Raw genomic sequence first — 16,078 nt, 5'->3', positions numbered from 1 at the left:
GTGCGTCTCTATAGTGTCATTAAGTGGGTGAAAGTGGGTATTTGTGGGATAGGGGTGCGAAGACACATGTTCCGCGGCGTAAACAGCGTGAGTCTCGACAGCAAGGGGCGAATCGCCATCCCCACGCGCTATCGGGAGGGTCTGCGCAGCCACTGCCAAGGCCGGCTTATCATGACGGTCGACCGCGACCATTGCCTGCTGCTTTACCCGCTTCCGGAATGGGAGGTCATAGAGGCCAAACTCGTCGCTCTGTCGAGTTTCAACCCGCATACGCGGCGCCTGCAGCGCCTCTTGATCGGGCATGCGACGGAGTGCGACATGGATGGGGCGGGGCGCATCTTGTTGCCCGCACCGCTGCGCGCCTTTGCGACACTGGATAAGGATATCATGTTGATCGGACAGGGAAACAAGTTCGAACTATGGGATGCCGCGACATGGGATGCGCGCCGCGCCGAATGGCTGGCGCAGACTGACGGCGAAGAGCTGCCCGCCGAGCTGCAGTCCCTGTCGCTGTGACCGGGGGTCACGCGCCGGTTCTTCTGGCCGAGACCCTGGAGGCGCTTGCGGTGCAGCCGGAGGGGCGTTATCTCGACGCGACCTTCGGCCGTGGCGGGCATAGTGCGGAGATATTGGCGCGGCTTGCGCCGAACGGGCGGCTGGTCGCGATGGATTGCGACGATCAGGCGATCGAGGTGGCCACGCGGTGTTTCGGGGAGGACCCGCGTATGACGATAGTAAAAGGGCGTTTCTCCGTGATCGAACGGTATCGAGAGGAGGCGCCATGGCAAGGAGGCTTCGATGGCATTTTATTCGATTTGGGGGTCTCGTCACCCCAGTTGGACGATGCCGCCCGCGGTTTTAGTTTTCGGCGCGAAGGACCGCTCGACATGCGTATGGACCGGCACGCGCACCCGTCAGCGGCGGAGTGGCTGAACGCGGCCCCCGAGGCCGAGATTGCCGAGGTCCTGCGCGATTTCGGCGAGGAGCGCTACGCGCGGCGTATCGCGCGCGCGGTGGTCGCTGCGCGCGCCATAGCCCCGCTTGCCACGACCACACAGTTCGCGGCGCTCGTGGCCCGCGAGATCCCGCGCCGGGAGCCTGGGCAAGATCCGGCGACACGCGCCTTTCAGGCCGTGCGCATACGGATCAATGACGAACTCGGCGAATTGACACGCGCCCTGCCGGCGGCGTGCGCCCTATTGCGGCCGGGCGGGCGGCTCGCGGTGATCAGCTTCCATTCGCTCGAGGACCGCATCGTCAAACAGTTTTTCGTGCGTGAGTCGCGTGGGGACACCTATCCATCGCGCCTGCCGATCCCGCAGGCATGGCTTGCGCCCCGTTTGCGGGTTCTGGGCCGGGCGCTGCGGGCGGGCGCTGCGGAACGGGCCGCAAACCCCCGGTCGCGAAGCGCCGTGTTGCGCGTCGCACAGCGCCTGGGAGATCCTTCATGACCGGTCGTGCCACGATATTCTGGCTGGTTGCCCTGATCGTGTCGGCCCTGGCGCTCGTCGACGTTCGCAATCGTTATTTGCTGCTTTTCGACCACGAGGAGCACTTGGTCGGTCAAAAGGATGCCTTGCACGTGGAGTGGGGGCGACTCTTGCTGGAGCAGGGGACGCTGGCCGCGCATGGGCGCATCGATCGTATTGCGCGGCATCGTCTCGATATGACGATGCCTGATCCGCGGCGCATCGTACTCATCTATACCCAGCCGTCGAATATCCCATGACCGGGCCCAGCCATTACTTCGTGGTCACCGGTCAGGCCGGTTTCGGGCGTTCGGGATTCGTGATGACGCTCATGCTGATAGCGCTCGCCCTCATGGCGGTACGCGCCTTCTATCTGCAGGTCCTGGACGCCCCTTTTCTGCGCCACGAGGCCAGGCGCCAGGCGATCGAGACCGTACAGCAAGAGGGGCATAGAGGCATGATCGTGGATCGTCACGGCCAGCCGCTTGCGATCAGCACGCCCGTGGATTCGCTATGGGCGAATCCCCACATTCTCTTGAAAGAGCCAGCGGTGTGGCCACGCTTGGCGCACGCCATCGGATGGCGCACGACCACGCTCGAGAAGGCCATCGACGCCCAAAGGCACGAGCAATTCATGTACCTGCGCCGTCAGGTAGACCCGCGTTACGCGCAGGGCGTGCTCGCCTTGCGCATACCCGGGGTGGCCTCGCAGCGGGAATATCGTCGCTACTACCCGGCAGGGGCGGTGGCGGCGACCGTGATCGGTTTCACCAATATCAATGATCAGGGCCAGGACGGGGTGGAGTTGGCCTACAACTCCTTCTTAAGTCCCCGTCGCGGGCGCGCCATCGTGGTTCGTGACGGCCTAGGCGAGCCGATCGCCGTGCGGCGGGGGAGAAAGCCGCCGCGTCCGGGTCGTACCCTGGTGTTGAGTATCGATGAGCGTATCCAGTATCTGGCCTACCGCGAGCTCTTGAAGGCGGTACGCTACCATGACGCGAGCAGTGGCTCGGTGATCGTTCTCGATGCGCACACCGGCGAGATCCTGGCCTTGGCCAATGTCCCGAGCTTCAACCCCAACACCCGCAGCGACCTCGATAGCAGCTATTATCGCGACCGTGCCGTGACCGATGTGCTGGAGCCCGGGTCGTCCCTCAAGCCGTTTACGATCGCGCTCGCGCTGCAGTCCGGGCGCATCGTCCCCCACACCTTGATCAGCACGTCTCCCGGCAGCTACTGGGTGGGGCCCGACAAGATCAGTGACGTCGGGGATTTCGGGCTCATCGATGTGTCGCACGTCATTGCCGAATCGAGTAATGTCGGGGCCTCCAAGATCACGCTCACGACCCTGACGCGCCGCGCCATGTACCGCAATTTCCTGCGCCTGGGATTCGCCCATTCGACGCACAGCGGCCTGCCCGGGGAGTCGAGCGGATATCTGAGTCCGCCGGAGACTTGGGAGCCGATTCAGAAGGCGACTTTGTCGTTTGGTTATGGTATCTCGGTGACGCCGATGCAGATGGCCCGTGCCTATACCGTATTCGCAGACGGCGGGGTATTACGGCCCATCAGTATCCTGAAGGCGCCGCCGCGGTCGCCGGGGCGGCGGGTGTTTTCGCGGACGGTGGTGAGCGAGATGCGCCATATGCTGGAGCTCGCAGCAAGCCCGGTCGGTACCGGGGCCAATGCCGACGTGGTGAATTATCGTGTGGCCGGCAAGACCGGGACTGCGCACATTGCGGACGCCAAGGGGTATCATAAGCATCGCTATGTCGCGTCCTTTGGGGGATTTGCGCCGGCCTCCGATCCGCGGCTTGTGATTTTCGTCGACATCCGCGATCCCCGCAAGCACGGGTATTATGGTGCGCAGTGCGCGGCCCCGGTGTTCCGTAAGGTCATGACCGGCGCGCTACGGATCCTGAACATTCCGCCCGATAACCCGGTCACCACCATGGCGCGCGCGCAAACGAGGTGGCCATGACCGCCATGCTGGCCACACTTTTGCAGGGCATCCGCGAACTTCCGCCGGGCGTCGATCGGCCGATCGCGGCCTTGAGCCTCGACAGTCGTACGGTGGTGCCGGGTGCCTTGTTCATGGCCCTGGCCGGTACGAGTCAGGATGGGCGCCGTTTCATCAGTGATGCGGTGGCGCGCGGCGCGGCCGCGGTCGTGACCGAAAGTCTGGACGATGCCCGGTTAGGCACGGTCCCGGTCATCGCCTGCCCTGGCCTGCGCCATAAGGTCGGCGTCATGGCCGACCGTTTCTATGGAAGCCCATCACGGGCGCTGTCGGTCATTGGAGTGACCGGGACCAACGGTAAGACCACGACCAGTCATCTCATAGCCTATGCCATGAACATGCGCAGTCCCTGTGCCCTGATCGGGACGCTCGGTAACGGATTCCCCGGAGCCCTGTTGCCGGCCGAGCACACCACGCCGGATGCGATATCTCTGCATCGCTGGCTGGACCGCTTCCGGCGCGAGGGGGCGAGCGCGGTATCGATGGAAGTGTCCTCGCATGCGCTCGATCAGGGCCGGGTCGCGGGGGCGCATTTCCTGGGCGCGGTTTTTACGAACCTCACGCGCGACCATCTGGATTATCATGGGGACATGGGGCGCTACGGGGAGGCCAAGGCGCGGCTGTTCACGCTGCCTGACCTGGCATTTGCGGTCCTCAATGGCGACGATGCGTTCAGCGAGGTCTTGAAGGACCGGTTACCGCCTGGAGTGCGGGCGTGGCGCTATGGGGGTACGGGGGACGTGCGCGTTCAGGACGTCCGGGCGACCGCGCGAGGTCTCGAGATCGTGTTGCTCGCCCCGGAAGGTCCCGTGACCCTAAAGAGCCCCTTGATCGGCCATTTCAATGTCTACAATCTGGCCGCGGCGCTGACCGTGCTTGTGGCGTTGGGCTGGCGGGCGCGCGATGCCGCCGACGCCCTGGCGGTCGTCACCCCCATCCCCGGACGCATGGAGCCCGTACCGGGGCGCGCCGATCAGCCGTTCGTGGTGGTCGATTATGCCCACACCCCCGATGCCTTGGAGAAGGCCCTGGCCGGGGCGCGTGCCCATGCCGCGGGGCGGGTCATCTGTGTCTTCGGATGCGGTGGGGATCGTGATCGCGGTAAGCGTGCGCTCATGGGGGCGTGCGCTAGCCGTTACAGTGATCTCGCCATCGTGACCCACGACAACCCTCGCCACGAGGACCCGGAGCGCATTATTGCCGACATCCTGAAAGGGGTTCCCGACGAGGCCCGCGCGCATCTGGTGGTCATGGGCGATCGCCAGGCGGCGATCGCGCGCGCACTACGCGAGGGGTCCGCGGGTGATGTCGTGGTGATTGCCGGCAAGGGGCATGAGGAATATCAGCAGTTCGGCGATCGGCGAGTCCCATACAGCGATCGCCTCACCGCCCGCCAGTTACTGGGGTCGCCATGATGACCGTAGACGAGGTCGCCATGGCCGTCGGGGCCAGGCCCGTGGCTGTCTCGGGACGCATCGAGGGGGTGGCGACCGACACCCGCACCATGGTGCCCGGTTGCCTCTTTATCGCCTTGCGGGGCGCGCGTTTCGATGGCCATGCCTTTTTGCGCGAGGCGGCCGCCCGCGGGGCGGTTGCGGCAATCACCGACCGTCCTTGCGAGGCGGGCTGGCCGCCCTGTCTTGCGGTGGCAGATACGCGTCTGGCCTTGGGGCGGTTGGCCGCCCATTGGCGGCGCAAGATGAAGGCCCAAGTGCTTGCGGTGACCGGCAGCAACGGCAAGACCAGCGTCAAGGAGATGGCATCGCGCATCCTGGCGCTCGAGCACCCGGGCATTGCGACGCAGGGCAATCTCAACAACGACATCGGCGTGCCGCTCACGCTCCTGCGGCTGCGGCCCGAGCATCGCTATGCCGTCATAGAGATGGGCATGAACCGGCCCGGCGAGATCGCGGCATTGGCGGCCATCGCCGCCCCAGACGTGGCCTTGGTCACCAACGCCGGGCGCGCGCATCTCGCCGGTCTTGGGACTATCGAGGCCGTGGCCCGGGAGAAGGGCTCCCTGTACCCGGCGCTCGGTGATGCGGGCGTCGCGGTCATCAATGCCGATGATGCCCATGCCTCGTATTGGCGGAGCCTCGCCCGCGGACCCGTGCTGACTTATGGTCTGCGCGCGCCTGCGGATGTATCGGCGCGCTTTACGCCGACGGCGGATGGCGCGGAGCTGCTCATAGCCGCGCGCGGTTGGGCAAGCGGGTTGCCAGTGCGGCTTGCCATGCTCGGGCGCCATAACGTGGCCAATGCCCTGGCGGCCACCGCCCTGGCCCTGACCGCCGGGGCGTCGCGCGACGCCATTGCCGCGGGTCTCGCCCAGGCAGTCCCGGTTGCCGGACGTCTGGAGGGGGCGGCGGGATGCGCCGGCTCGCGCCTCATCGACGACAGTTACAATGCCAACCCGGATTCGGCGCATGCCGCGCTGGCCGTGTTGGCCGATCTGCCCGGCGAGCGCTGGTTCGTTTTAGGCGACATGGGCGAACTGGGCGAGAGCGGCGCGGCACTGCACCGGTCGTTCGGCGAGGCCGCGGCCGCGGCCGGCATAGAGCACCTGTGGACGTTGGGCGCGTTGTCCGGCGAGGCCAGCCGCGCCTTCGGTGCCGGCGGACGGCACTATGAGGATCACGAGACACTTTCACAGGATCTGAGGGAGGCACTCCATGAGGATGCCGTGGTGTTGATCAAAGGGTCGCGGAGCATGCGCATGGAGCGCATCGTATCCGCCTTGCGCGTGAGCTGAGGGCTGGATGTTTCTGCTCATCATGAAGGCATTTGCTACCACCCCGACCGCCGATCTGCTGGCCTGGCGCGCCCTGTTTGCGTTTCTGACGGCCTTCGCCCTAGGCATCGCCGTGGGTCCCGCCATGATCCGCAGACTGACCGTGAGGCTCATCGGTCAGACGGTTCGCAAGGATGGCCCGCAAAGCCACTATCAGAAGGCCGGCACGCCGACCATGGGTGGCTTGCTCATGCTGTTTGCGATCGCGGCCTCGACGATCCTCTGGATGCGTCCTGACAACCGCACCACGTGGATCGCGCTCGCGACCCTGCTGCTGTTTGGGGCCATCGGCTGGGCGGACGACTATGTAAAGCTTTTGCACAAAAATCCCCGCGGGATAGGGGCGCGCGCAAAGTTCGCTTCCCAGACCCTGGTCTCGATCGCGGCCGCGGCCGCAGTCTATGTCGCGGCGCGCAAGGGGGCAGATACCGCATTCTATCTCCCGTGGATGGCCCATCCGCTCGTCCGCCTCGGGGCGTTCCCGTTCGTGATTCTCGGGTTTCTGGTGATCACCGGTGCCAGTAATGCCGTCAATCTCACCGACGGCTTGGATGGGCTTGCCGCCTTCCCGACCGCCCTCGTGGCAGGTGCCCTGGGTGTGCTGGCCTATGTCGCCGGTTCTCCGCATCTAGCCGCGCAGGTCGGCCACCCTTTTGTGCCTGGGGCGCGTGATCTGCTGGTCTTTTGCTGCGCCATTATAGGGGCGACGCTGGCGTTCCTATGGTTCAACGCCTATCCCGCGCAGGTATTCATGGGCGACGTCGGCGCCCTGGCGCTGGGCGCCGCCCTGGGTATCGTGGCGGTGGTGATTCGCCAGGAGCTCCTGCTCTTTATTATGGGGGGCGTGTTCGTAGCCGAGACCCTCTCGGTCATGTTGCAGGTCGGGTCGTTCAAATTGACAGGGCGGCGGGTGTTCAGGATGGCCCCCTTGCACCACCATTTCGAACTCAAGGGATGGCCGGAGCCGCGCGTGATCGTGCGCTTTTGGATTACCACCATCATCCTCGTGCTGATTGGACTCTCGACGCTCGGGGGGCGGCCATGACGCGGCGGGCCGTCGTTCTAGGGCTGGGCGAGACCGGTCTGTCATGCGTGGACTATTTGCGTGCCCAGGGTTATGAGGTCACGGTATGTGACACGCGCCCGGCCCCGCTGCTCCTCCCATCGCTGCGCGCGCGCCACCCGCAGGTGCCGGTGCTGCTCGGGGATTTCCGCAAAGATATTCTGATCGGCACCGATCTTTTGGTGGTGAGCCCCGGCCTGTCGCTAAAGGAGCCGGCCATCGCCGCGGCACGGCGCATGGGCGTAGCCGTAGTCGGCGACATCGAACTGTTTGCGCGCGCCTGTCTCGCGCCGGTCATCGCCATAACCGGTTCGAACGGCAAGAGTACGGTCACGACGCTGGTCGGCGCCATGCTGGCGCGCGCCGGTCTCAAGGTCGCCGTCGGTGGCAACATCGGCATCCCCGCGTTGTCGCTTCTGGATCAGCCCGTGCCCGATGTCTATGTGCTCGAGCTTTCGAGCTTCCAGCTCGAAACGACCGAGAGCCTGAATGCCCAGGCGGCGACGGTTTTGAACATAAGCCCCGATCACATGGATCGGTACGACGATCTGTCCGAATACGCGCATGCCAAGGCGCGCATTTTCGGCGGGGTCGGGCGCATGGTCGTCAATCGCGACGATCCGTGGGTGATCGCCATGGCGCATGAAGATCGAGAGGTCGTCACCTTCGGGCTGGGGCGCCCGATAGGACATGATTTCGGATTGATCGACCATGCCGGCGCATCGTGGCTGGCCTATGGGCGTCAACCCTTGATGCCGGAGGCCGCCGTGCCCATCCCTGGGCGTCATAACGTCGCCAATGTCCTGGCCGCATTCGCGCTGGCGACCGCGGCGACCCGCGATCTTGCGGCGATGACGGAGGCGGTCCAGACCTTCCAGGGCTTAGCCCATAGGACCCAGATCGTCGGGCGCTGTGATGGCATCGACTGGATAGATGACTCCAAGGGTACGAACGTGGGCGCGACCGCCGCGGCCATGGCCGGCCTTAGCGGTCCGGTGGTACTGATCGCGGGAGGTGATGGCAAGGGGGCGGACTTCGCGCCGCTCGCCGCGGCCGTGCGTGCCAAGGCGCGGGCGGTTGTGTTGATCGGACGCGACGCCGCGCGCATTGAAGAGGCCTTGCATGGTTGTTGCCCGATCGTTCATGCGCGCGACATGGACGAGGCGGTGCTCATGGCGCGCGAACAGGCGCAAGCCGGGGACCAGGTATTGCTGTCTCCGGCGTGCGCGAGCTTCGACATGTTCCGGAATTATGCCCACCGCGGTGAGGTGTTCGTGGACGCGGTTCAGCGGCTCGTTGTGCAAGGCTCGGGGGGTGTCCATGGCTGACACCAAAGACGCCGCGGTCATGCGCCGCCCGCCGCCCCTGGACTCCGTCCTCTTGTATACCCTGCTTACGTTGCTCGGGTTTGGACTTGTCATGGTGTACTCGGCATCGGCTTTCGTGGCGGTCCACGAGGTGGGCTACAGCACCTATTATCTTTGGCATGACGCCGTGAATACCGCCATCAGCATCATCACGCTGGTCGTGGTGGTGCGGATTCCGACCGTGGTGTGGCGTCGGATGTCCCCCTACCTCCTGATGGGGGGGCTCGCCGCGCTGGTGTTGGTTCTGATCCCGCATGTGGGCGTGCGCGTCAATGGTTCGGCGCGCTGGTTATCATTGGGCGTGATCAACATCCAGCCCTCCGAGTTCCTGAAATTGTTCCTGGTCCTCTATCTCGCCGGTTATCTCGTGCGCCGCCAGGATCGCCTGAGCGAATTCACGCACGGCATCCTGACGGTCGCCACGCTGCTCATGGTGACCGGGGTCCTCTTGCTGCTCGAGCCGGATATGGGCAGCGAGGTGATTTTGTGGGCGGTGGCCTTCGGGATGTTGTTCGTGGGAGGTGTGCGCCTGAGCCACTTCCTGGCCGTGGTCCTCTCGGCGGCGGGGGCCGGCGTCCTGCTGATCCTGGCGTCCCGCTATCGGGAGGATCGTGTGATAGGTTTCCTGCACCCCTTCGCGCGCGCCAAGGGTGACGGTTATCAGCTGGTCCAGTCGCTCATGGCCTTCGGGCGTGGGGGATGGTTCGGCCGCGGTCTCGGTCTCAGTATCCAGAAACTTTATTATTTGCCGGCCTCGCATACCGATTTCCTGTTTGCGATCATAGCCGAGGAGTTCGGGCTGGCCGGCGTACTGTTTGTGATCGGGCTCTTCGCCATCCTCGTGGTCCGCGCCTTCCAGATTGCCGAGGCCGCACGCCGGGACGGCGATCTCTACTCCTGTTATGTCGCCCAGGGGGTCGCCATCCTGATCGGCCTAGAGGCGATCATCAATATGGGGGTCGACATGGGGGTTTTGCCGACCAAGGGGCTGGCATTGCCGCTGTTGAGTTATGGTGGTTCGAGTACCTTGATGAGCTGCACCGCGCTCGGGCTTTTGCTGCGCATCGATCGCGAGCGCAAGGCCCAGGGGGCCTCGCGATGAAGACCGTCCTGATCGCCGCCGGCGGTACGGGCGGGCACGTATTCCCGGCCCTGGCCGTGGCCCGCGCCTTGCGCGCCCAGGGGGTGGCGGTGGCCTGGATCGGTACGGAGCGCGGTCTCGAGGCGCGCGTGGTGCCCGCCGCCGGCTTCTGCGTGGATTGGATCACGATCCAGGGGCTGCGACGCGGATCGCTGCGTGATCTGGCCTTTCTCCCGGGGCGTCTTACCATCGCGCTCTGGCAGACCTACCGGATCTTCCGGCGGCGGCGACCGGATGTCGTGCTTGCGCTCGGCGGGTTTGTCGCCGGCCCCGGCGGCATCATAGCCTGGCTTACACGCACCCCGCTTGTCGTGCATGAGCAAAACGCGCTGGCGGGCCTCACCAACCGCTGGCTTGCACTGTTCGCCGATCGCGTGTTGTGCGGGTTTCCGGAGGCGTTCCGCTCGCTACCTGGGGCCGTGCACACCGGCAACCCGGTGCGTTCGGAGATATTGAACGTCGCGCACCCCGAGATCCGCCTCAAAGGCCGCGTCCCGCCCTTGCGCGTGCTCGTCGTGGGGGGCAGCCAGGGGGCGTCGATATTGAATAGCGTCGTGCCGCAGGCCGTGGCCTTGATCGATCCGGCGTGGCGGCCTGCTGTCCATCACCAGACCGGGAACCGCGAGCTTAGCGCCACCACGGAGGCCTATGCGGCGCGTGGGATCGAGGCCCGGGTAACGGCATTTTTGGACGACATGGCCGCTGAATACGAGTGGGCGGATGTGGTCGTATGCCGCGCCGGCGCGATGACGATCGCGGAATTGTGCGCGGTGGGAATCGCCGCCGTGCTCGTCCCGTTTCCGCATGCTACCGACGACCACCAAACCGCCAATGCCCGCTTCCTGGTGGACCGCGAGGCGGCCTTGTGTGTCCCGCAGGTGGAGTTCTCCCCGTCCCATGTCGCGGAGCTCATCGAGGGGCTTGCGCGCTCGCCGGAGGTGGGTATGCGCATGGCCGAGCGTAGCCGCGCGTGCGCCATGCCCGACGCCACCGAACGCATCGTGGCCGCATGCCTGGAGGCCGCTCATGCATAATGTCCATCGCATTCATTTCGTGGGCATAGGCGGGGCCGGCATGTGCGGTATCGCCGAGGTCCTCCATAATCTCAAGTTCGAGGTATCGGGATCGGATGCCGCCGAGAGCGCTACTACCCGGCGGCTTGCAGGTCTTGGAATCAAGGTCCACATCGGCCATGACCAGGGCCTTGTGTGCGCGCAGGATGTGGTGGTCGTGTCGTCGGCGATCTCGCCCGAGAACCCTGAGGTCCTGGCTGCGCGCGCGGCCAAGATCCCGGTGATCCCGCGCGCCGAGATGCTGGGCGAGCTTATGCGCTTACAGCAAGGGGTGGCGGTCGCCGGGACCCACGGTAAGACCACGACCACGAGCCTTGTGGCAAGCGTCCTCGGGCAGGCCGGGCTCGATCCTACATTTGTCATCGGCGGCCGCTTGAACAGTATAGGTAGTCATGCGCGGCTCGGGCGCGGCCGCTATCTCGTGGCGGAGGCCGACGAGAGCGATGCCTCATTCCTGCATCTCCAGCCCTTGATCGCGATCGTCACGAATATCGATTCCGACCACATGGCCACATACGGCGGAGACTTTCAGCGGCTGAAGCAGGCATTTCTGGCGTTCCTGCATAATTTGCCCTTCTATGGGCTCGCCATCGTATGCGTCGATGATCCTGTGATTCGTGAACTGTTGCCCGATATCCATAAGCCCGTGCTCACCTACGGAGTGAGCGATGACGCCGAGATGCGCGCCCATGCCATCGTCCAGGAAGGACAGAATATGCATTTCACGGTCGCTTACCAGGGCGAGGAGGCCTGGCTTACCGCATCGCTGCGCCATCCGGGACGCCACAATGTCCTGAACGCGCTCGCTGCCATCGCCGCCGGCCATGAACTGGGCGCCAAGCGTGAAGACATTGCCAGGGGCCTTAGGACCTTCTCGGGTATAGGCCGGCGCTTTCAGATCAATGCCCTTTCGGAGCTCGCGGGCGGCGATGTCCTTTTCGTCGATGACTATGCCCACCACCCGCGCGAGATCCGGGCAACGCTCGCCGCCGCGCGTGGTGGGTGGCCCGATCGCCGGCTCGTGGTGGTTTTCCAGCCGCATCGTTACACGCGTACGCACGACCTGCTCGAGGATTTCGCGTCCGCCCTGGCGGATATCGACAACCTGTTCGTGACCGAGGTCTACGGGGCCGGCGAGGCCCCTATCAGTGGCGCCGATGGCCGTGCCTTGTGCCGCTCGCTGCGGGCCCGCGGGCGCCATCCGGTATTTGTCGAAAGCCTGGCCGACCTGCCGCGGATCCTGGCCCCGGTAGTGGCGGCCAATGACCTCGTATTGACACTCGGCGCCGGCAATATCGGTCAGGCGGCCTTGACCCTGCCGGATGCGTTTCGGAGGGAACAGTGAGCGCCTTGACTCCTAAGGTCGACACCGCTGTGCGTTACGGCGAGCGTCTCGCGGGACGGACCACCTGGCGCGTCGGCGGGCCGGCCGATCTTTTCTATGTGCCACCGACGGTCACGGCACTCGCCGCGTTTCTATCCGCGCATCGCGACAGCCCTCTGCTGTGGCTCGGTCTTGGCAGCAACACGCTCGTGCGTGACGGCGGGTTCAGGGGCGCGGTCCTGGTCACCGCAGGCGGGCTTGGCGATCTTGGGATCGTAGGCGCGACCGTGCGCGCCGAGGCCGGTGTGCCGCTCGCCAAATTGGCGCGCTTTTGCGCCCAGTCCGGCTACGCGGGCCTCGAGTTTCTGGCGGGGATACCCGGCACGGTGGGCGGGGCATTGGCGATGAATGCCGGGGCTGGCGGACACGAGATCTGGGAGTATGTCGCCGCCGTCGAGACCATCGACCGGCACGGCCAGATCGACCGGCGTACGCGCGCCGATTTCGACATCGCCTATCGACGTGCCATATCGCCCCGCGAGGAGTGGTTTGTGAGCGCGTCGTTCGCATTACCGGCGGCTGAGCCCGAGGTGGGCATGGCGCGTATCCGGGAGCATCTGGCGATTCGTAATTGCACCCAGCCCATGCATACCGCCAATGCCGGATCGGTGTTCCGTAACCCGCCGGGCGACCACGCCGGCCGATTGATCGAGGCCGCCGGTCTGAAGGGGCTGCGCGAAGGGGGCGCGATGGTCTCGCCGCGCCACGCCAATTTCATCATCAATGACGGCACCGCGTGCGCCGCCGATATCGAATGCCTGATCGGTCGGGTACAGGCGCTGGTCCAGGAGCGCACCGGCATCGTGTTGAGCCCCGAGGTCAAGATTGTGGGGGAGGTCGGATGAGTCGTTACGGGAAGGTCGCGGTCCTCCATGGAGGGATGTCTGCGGAACGCGCCGTGTCCCTGAAGAGCGGTCAGGCGGTGCTGGCGGCCCTGCAGGCGCGTGGTATCGATGCCCATGGGATCGACGTGGGGCACGACCTCGCGGCGCGTCTCGCCGAAGGTTATGATCGCGCCTTCATCGCGCTTCACGGCCGTTTCGGCGAGGACGGTTGCGTGCAAGGTCTGCTCGAGGTGATGGGCATGCCTTATACGGGAAGCGGGGTGGCGGCCTCGGCAGTGGCCATGGACAAGATGTTGACCAAGGCGGTATTACGCGCCGCATCCCTGCCCACGCCCGACTTTCGCCTACTCCACCACGAGGCGGATCTTGCGACCGCCGCCTCGCTTGGGTTCCCGCTCATCCTGAAACCGGTATCCGAGGGTTCGAGCATCGGGGTCAGCAAGGTGCTGTCGTCGGCCGATCTCGGCTTGGCCTTTCGCAAGGCACGCGCCTATGGCCCAGTCCTTGCCGAGGCGTGCATGACAGGCCCCGAATACACCTGCGCCATCCTCGGCGACCGGACCTTGCCGATCATAAGACTCGAGACCCCGCAGGCATTCTACGATTACGAGGCCAAGTACCTCCTGAACACCACGCGTTATCATTGCCCGTCCGGTCTGTCGGTCGCAGAAGAGCGTGCCATGCAGGCACTGGCCTGGGCGACCTTTCAGGCGCTCGGCGCGCGCGGCTGGGGACGCGTCGACATCATGGCCGATGGCGACGGCGCACCGCATGTGCTCGAGCTCAATACCATCCCGGGCATGACCGACCACAGCCTGGTCCCGATGGCGTCGCGCGCCGCCGGCCTGTCCTTCGAGGACCTGGTCCTCGCCATCCTATCCGAAACCCTGGAGGCGCCATGAGGATCGGGGCGGATATCAGGACGCGACTGGCGCATGATCGCCGGGGTTCGCGCGCCGCCCGTCCGCTGGGCCGCCTCGACCGGCGACACGCGCGCATCGCGCTTGTGGTCTTCGCGGGGCTGGCGGCGGCCCTGGGCGTGCACGCAGTGCTTGCCCCCAACCGGTTCCCGGTGCGCTCGGTGCGCGTCATCGGTCATCTCGGGCACATACCGCAACCGCTGCTCGTGGCGGCCGTGCGGCCATTTCTCTACCAAAATTTCTACACCTTGCCGCTTGATGCCGTGCGCACCGCTGTGGCCGGTGTGCCGTGGGTGGGATCGGTGCGCGTCGAACGGCGCTTCCCGCGCGCCCTTGTGATTTATGTGGGGCGCCTGCGTCTTGCCGCGCGCTGGGCGCATGGCGGGTGGGTCGATACCAGCGGTGGACATGTCCATGTGCAAGGCTACGAGCCGCCGGCGGGGCTCCCAGTCTTCCAGGGGCCGGTCGGCAGCGAGCAGGAGATGTGGGCTCACTATGGACGGCTTCAGGCGCTTTTGAAGCCCGCGGGGCTTGTCGTCACGGCCGTGGATCTGTCCAATCGCGGCACCTGGCGGGTGGCCCTGCGCGGTGGACCACAGCTCGTTTTGGGGCGCAAGGCATGCGCGCGGCTGGCCCGATTTTTGACGGTGTACCCCCAACTCGCCGCCAGGCGGCGCATGATGCAGCAGGTCGATTTACGGTACACGAACGGCTTTGCCATAGGCTGGAAGACGGGCTCGGGGGATAAGAAATGACAAGAAAGGGTGACGCTCGGCTCGTGGTGGGGCTGGATATAGGGACGTCCAAGGTCCTTGCGATCGTAGGCGAGATCGGGCGCGACGGCATGATCGAAATCATAGGGGTCGGTCATCAACCGTCGCGGGGCCTCAAAAAGGGCGTGGTCGTCAATATCGAGTCGACCGTGCAGTCGATTCAACGTGCCGTCGAAGAGGCCGAACTCATGGCCGGCTGCCAGATCCATTCGGTCTACGCCGGGATCGCCGGCAGCCACATCAATTCCGTCAACTCGCATGGAATCGTGGCCATCAAGACCAAGGAGGTCGGGCAAGGTGATGTGGATCGCGTGCTCGAGGCAGCGCGCGCCCTGCCCATTCCCGCCGACCAGAAGATCCTCCATATCCTGCCGCAGGAGTACATCATCGATCGCCAGGAGGGTGTGCGCGAGCCCATCGGTATGTCCGGCGTGCGCCTGGAGGCCAAGGTACACATCGTGACCGGCGCGGTGAGTGCCGCCCAGAACATCGTGAAGTGCGTGCGCCGCTGCGGGCTTGAGGTCGACGACATCATCCTAGAGCAGCTGGCCTCGAGCCTATCGGTGTTGACGGAAGACGAGAAGGAACTTGGCGTATGTCTGGTCGATATCGGTGGCGGCACTACCGATATATCGGTATTCACGCAGGGTGCGATCCGTCATACCTCCGTGATCCCGATCGCCGGTGATCAGGTGACTAATGATATCGCGGTAGCGCTGCGCACGCCGACGCAATACGCAGAGGACATCAAGAAGCAATGGGCCTGCGCGTCCGGTCAGGGCGTGGAGGATGGCGTGGTGGAGGTTCCTGGGGTCGGCGACCGACCACCACGCAAGCTGTCGCGGCAGACGCTCGCGGAGGTCGTCGAGCCGCGCATAACGGAACTCTATGAACTGATCGCAGACGATTTGCGCAAGAGCGGGTTCATGGACCTTCTGGGGTCGGGCATCGTGCTTACTGGAGGCAGCGCGAAGATGGAAGGCATGGTGGAGTTAGCGGAAGAGGTGTTCCACATGCCGGTCCGCCTGGGGGTCCCGCAGTATGTGGGAGGCTTGAGCGGTGTCGTCCACAACCCCATTTTCGCGACCGGCGTGGGTCTCGTCTTGTACGGGCACAAACACACCGCAGGCCCGACCATGGCGCCTGTTGCCGGTCGTCAGGGCTCTGGACGGTTTACAGAAATATTGAATCGCATGAAAAGTTGGTTTCAAGGAAATTTTTGACCATGGAAA

At 65.1% G+C, this 16,078-nt stretch carries 15 protein-coding genes; all 15 read left to right on the top strand.

The genetic code is table 11. The features are described 5' to 3' along the window. Positions 1 to 66: 66 nt before the first annotated feature. From mraZ to ftsA, 15 genes are read left to right on the top strand one after another with little or no spacing between them, the layout of a single operon-like run. Positions 67 to 516, top strand: a complete 450-nt coding sequence (mraZ, locus tag C4900_RS12830; RefSeq protein ID WP_065968843.1) for a division/cell wall cluster transcriptional repressor MraZ — start codon at positions 67 to 69, stop codon at positions 514 to 516. After that, complete coding sequence (rsmH, locus tag C4900_RS12825; RefSeq protein ID WP_065968842.1) at positions 513 to 1,451, top strand: 16S rRNA (cytosine(1402)-N(4))-methyltransferase RsmH; 939 nt, start codon at positions 513 to 515, stop codon at positions 1,449 to 1,451. Before mraZ ends, rsmH begins: the two co-directional genes overlap by 4 nt. Next, positions 1,448 to 1,729 carry a cell division protein FtsL gene (gene ftsL / locus C4900_RS12820; RefSeq protein WP_065968841.1) on the top strand — a complete coding sequence of 94 codons (282 nt, stop codon included), beginning with the start codon at positions 1,448 to 1,450 and terminating at the stop codon, positions 1,727 to 1,729. The genes rsmH and ftsL overlap by 4 nt, the downstream gene beginning before the upstream one ends. Continuing rightward, entirely contained in the window at positions 1,726 to 3,450 is a 1,725-nt protein-coding gene (locus C4900_RS12815) for a peptidoglycan D,D-transpeptidase FtsI family protein (protein WP_083995607.1), read from the top strand. The genes ftsL and C4900_RS12815 overlap by 4 nt, the downstream gene beginning before the upstream one ends. Continuing rightward, complete coding sequence (locus tag C4900_RS12810; protein ID WP_065968858.1) at positions 3,447 to 4,904, top strand: UDP-N-acetylmuramoyl-L-alanyl-D-glutamate--2,6-diaminopimelate ligase; 1,458 nt, start codon at positions 3,447 to 3,449, stop codon at positions 4,902 to 4,904. Before C4900_RS12815 ends, C4900_RS12810 begins: the two co-directional genes overlap by 4 nt. Beyond that, positions 4,901 to 6,241 (top strand): UDP-N-acetylmuramoyl-tripeptide--D-alanyl-D-alanine ligase, encoded by a 1,341-nt coding sequence (locus C4900_RS12805; protein WP_065968840.1) that lies wholly within the window; start codon positions 4,901 to 4,903, stop codon positions 6,239 to 6,241. Before C4900_RS12810 ends, C4900_RS12805 begins: the two co-directional genes overlap by 4 nt. A gap of 7 nt (positions 6,242 to 6,248) precedes the next feature. Further along, entirely contained in the window at positions 6,249 to 7,325 is a 1,077-nt protein-coding gene (gene mraY, locus C4900_RS12800; protein WP_065968839.1) for a phospho-N-acetylmuramoyl-pentapeptide-transferase, read from the top strand. After that, entirely contained in the window at positions 7,322 to 8,671 is a 1,350-nt protein-coding gene (gene murD, locus C4900_RS12795) for a UDP-N-acetylmuramoyl-L-alanine--D-glutamate ligase (protein ID WP_065968838.1), read from the top strand. Before mraY ends, murD begins: the two co-directional genes overlap by 4 nt. Continuing rightward, positions 8,664 to 9,812 carry a putative lipid II flippase FtsW gene (ftsW, locus tag C4900_RS12790; protein WP_083995606.1) on the top strand — a complete coding sequence of 383 codons (1,149 nt, stop codon included), beginning with the start codon at positions 8,664 to 8,666 and terminating at the stop codon, positions 9,810 to 9,812. Before murD ends, ftsW begins: the two co-directional genes overlap by 8 nt. Next, positions 9,809 to 10,885 (top strand): undecaprenyldiphospho-muramoylpentapeptide beta-N-acetylglucosaminyltransferase, encoded by a 1,077-nt coding sequence (gene murG / locus C4900_RS12785; RefSeq protein ID WP_065968837.1) that lies wholly within the window; start codon positions 9,809 to 9,811, stop codon positions 10,883 to 10,885. The genes ftsW and murG overlap by 4 nt, the downstream gene beginning before the upstream one ends. Then, positions 10,878 to 12,269, top strand: coding sequence for a UDP-N-acetylmuramate--L-alanine ligase (gene murC / locus C4900_RS12780; RefSeq protein WP_065968836.1), 1,392 nt, complete (start codon positions 10,878 to 10,880; stop codon positions 12,267 to 12,269). The genes murG and murC overlap by 8 nt, the downstream gene beginning before the upstream one ends. Beyond that, positions 12,266 to 13,153 carry a UDP-N-acetylmuramate dehydrogenase gene (gene murB, locus C4900_RS12775; protein WP_114283205.1) on the top strand — a complete coding sequence of 296 codons (888 nt, stop codon included), beginning with the start codon at positions 12,266 to 12,268 and terminating at the stop codon, positions 13,151 to 13,153. The genes murC and murB overlap by 4 nt, the downstream gene beginning before the upstream one ends. Further along, positions 13,150 to 14,055, top strand: coding sequence for a D-alanine--D-alanine ligase (locus tag C4900_RS12770; protein ID WP_065968835.1), 906 nt, complete (start codon positions 13,150 to 13,152; stop codon positions 14,053 to 14,055). Before murB ends, C4900_RS12770 begins: the two co-directional genes overlap by 4 nt. Beyond that, on the top strand, positions 14,052 to 14,828 hold the full coding sequence (locus C4900_RS12765; RefSeq protein WP_065968834.1) for a cell division protein FtsQ/DivIB: 777 nt from the start codon (positions 14,052 to 14,054) through the stop codon (positions 14,826 to 14,828). Before C4900_RS12770 ends, C4900_RS12765 begins: the two co-directional genes overlap by 4 nt. Continuing rightward, entirely contained in the window at positions 14,825 to 16,069 is a 1,245-nt protein-coding gene (ftsA, locus tag C4900_RS12760; protein WP_065968833.1) for a cell division protein FtsA, read from the top strand. The genes C4900_RS12765 and ftsA overlap by 4 nt, the downstream gene beginning before the upstream one ends. Positions 16,070 to 16,078: the final 9 nt, after the last annotated feature.

Source organism: Acidiferrobacter thiooxydans, from assembly GCF_003333315.1.
Classification (GTDB): domain Bacteria; phylum Pseudomonadota; class Gammaproteobacteria; order Acidiferrobacterales; family Acidiferrobacteraceae; genus Acidiferrobacter; species Acidiferrobacter thiooxydans.
This window is presented reverse-complemented; position numbering and strand designations above follow the sequence as displayed.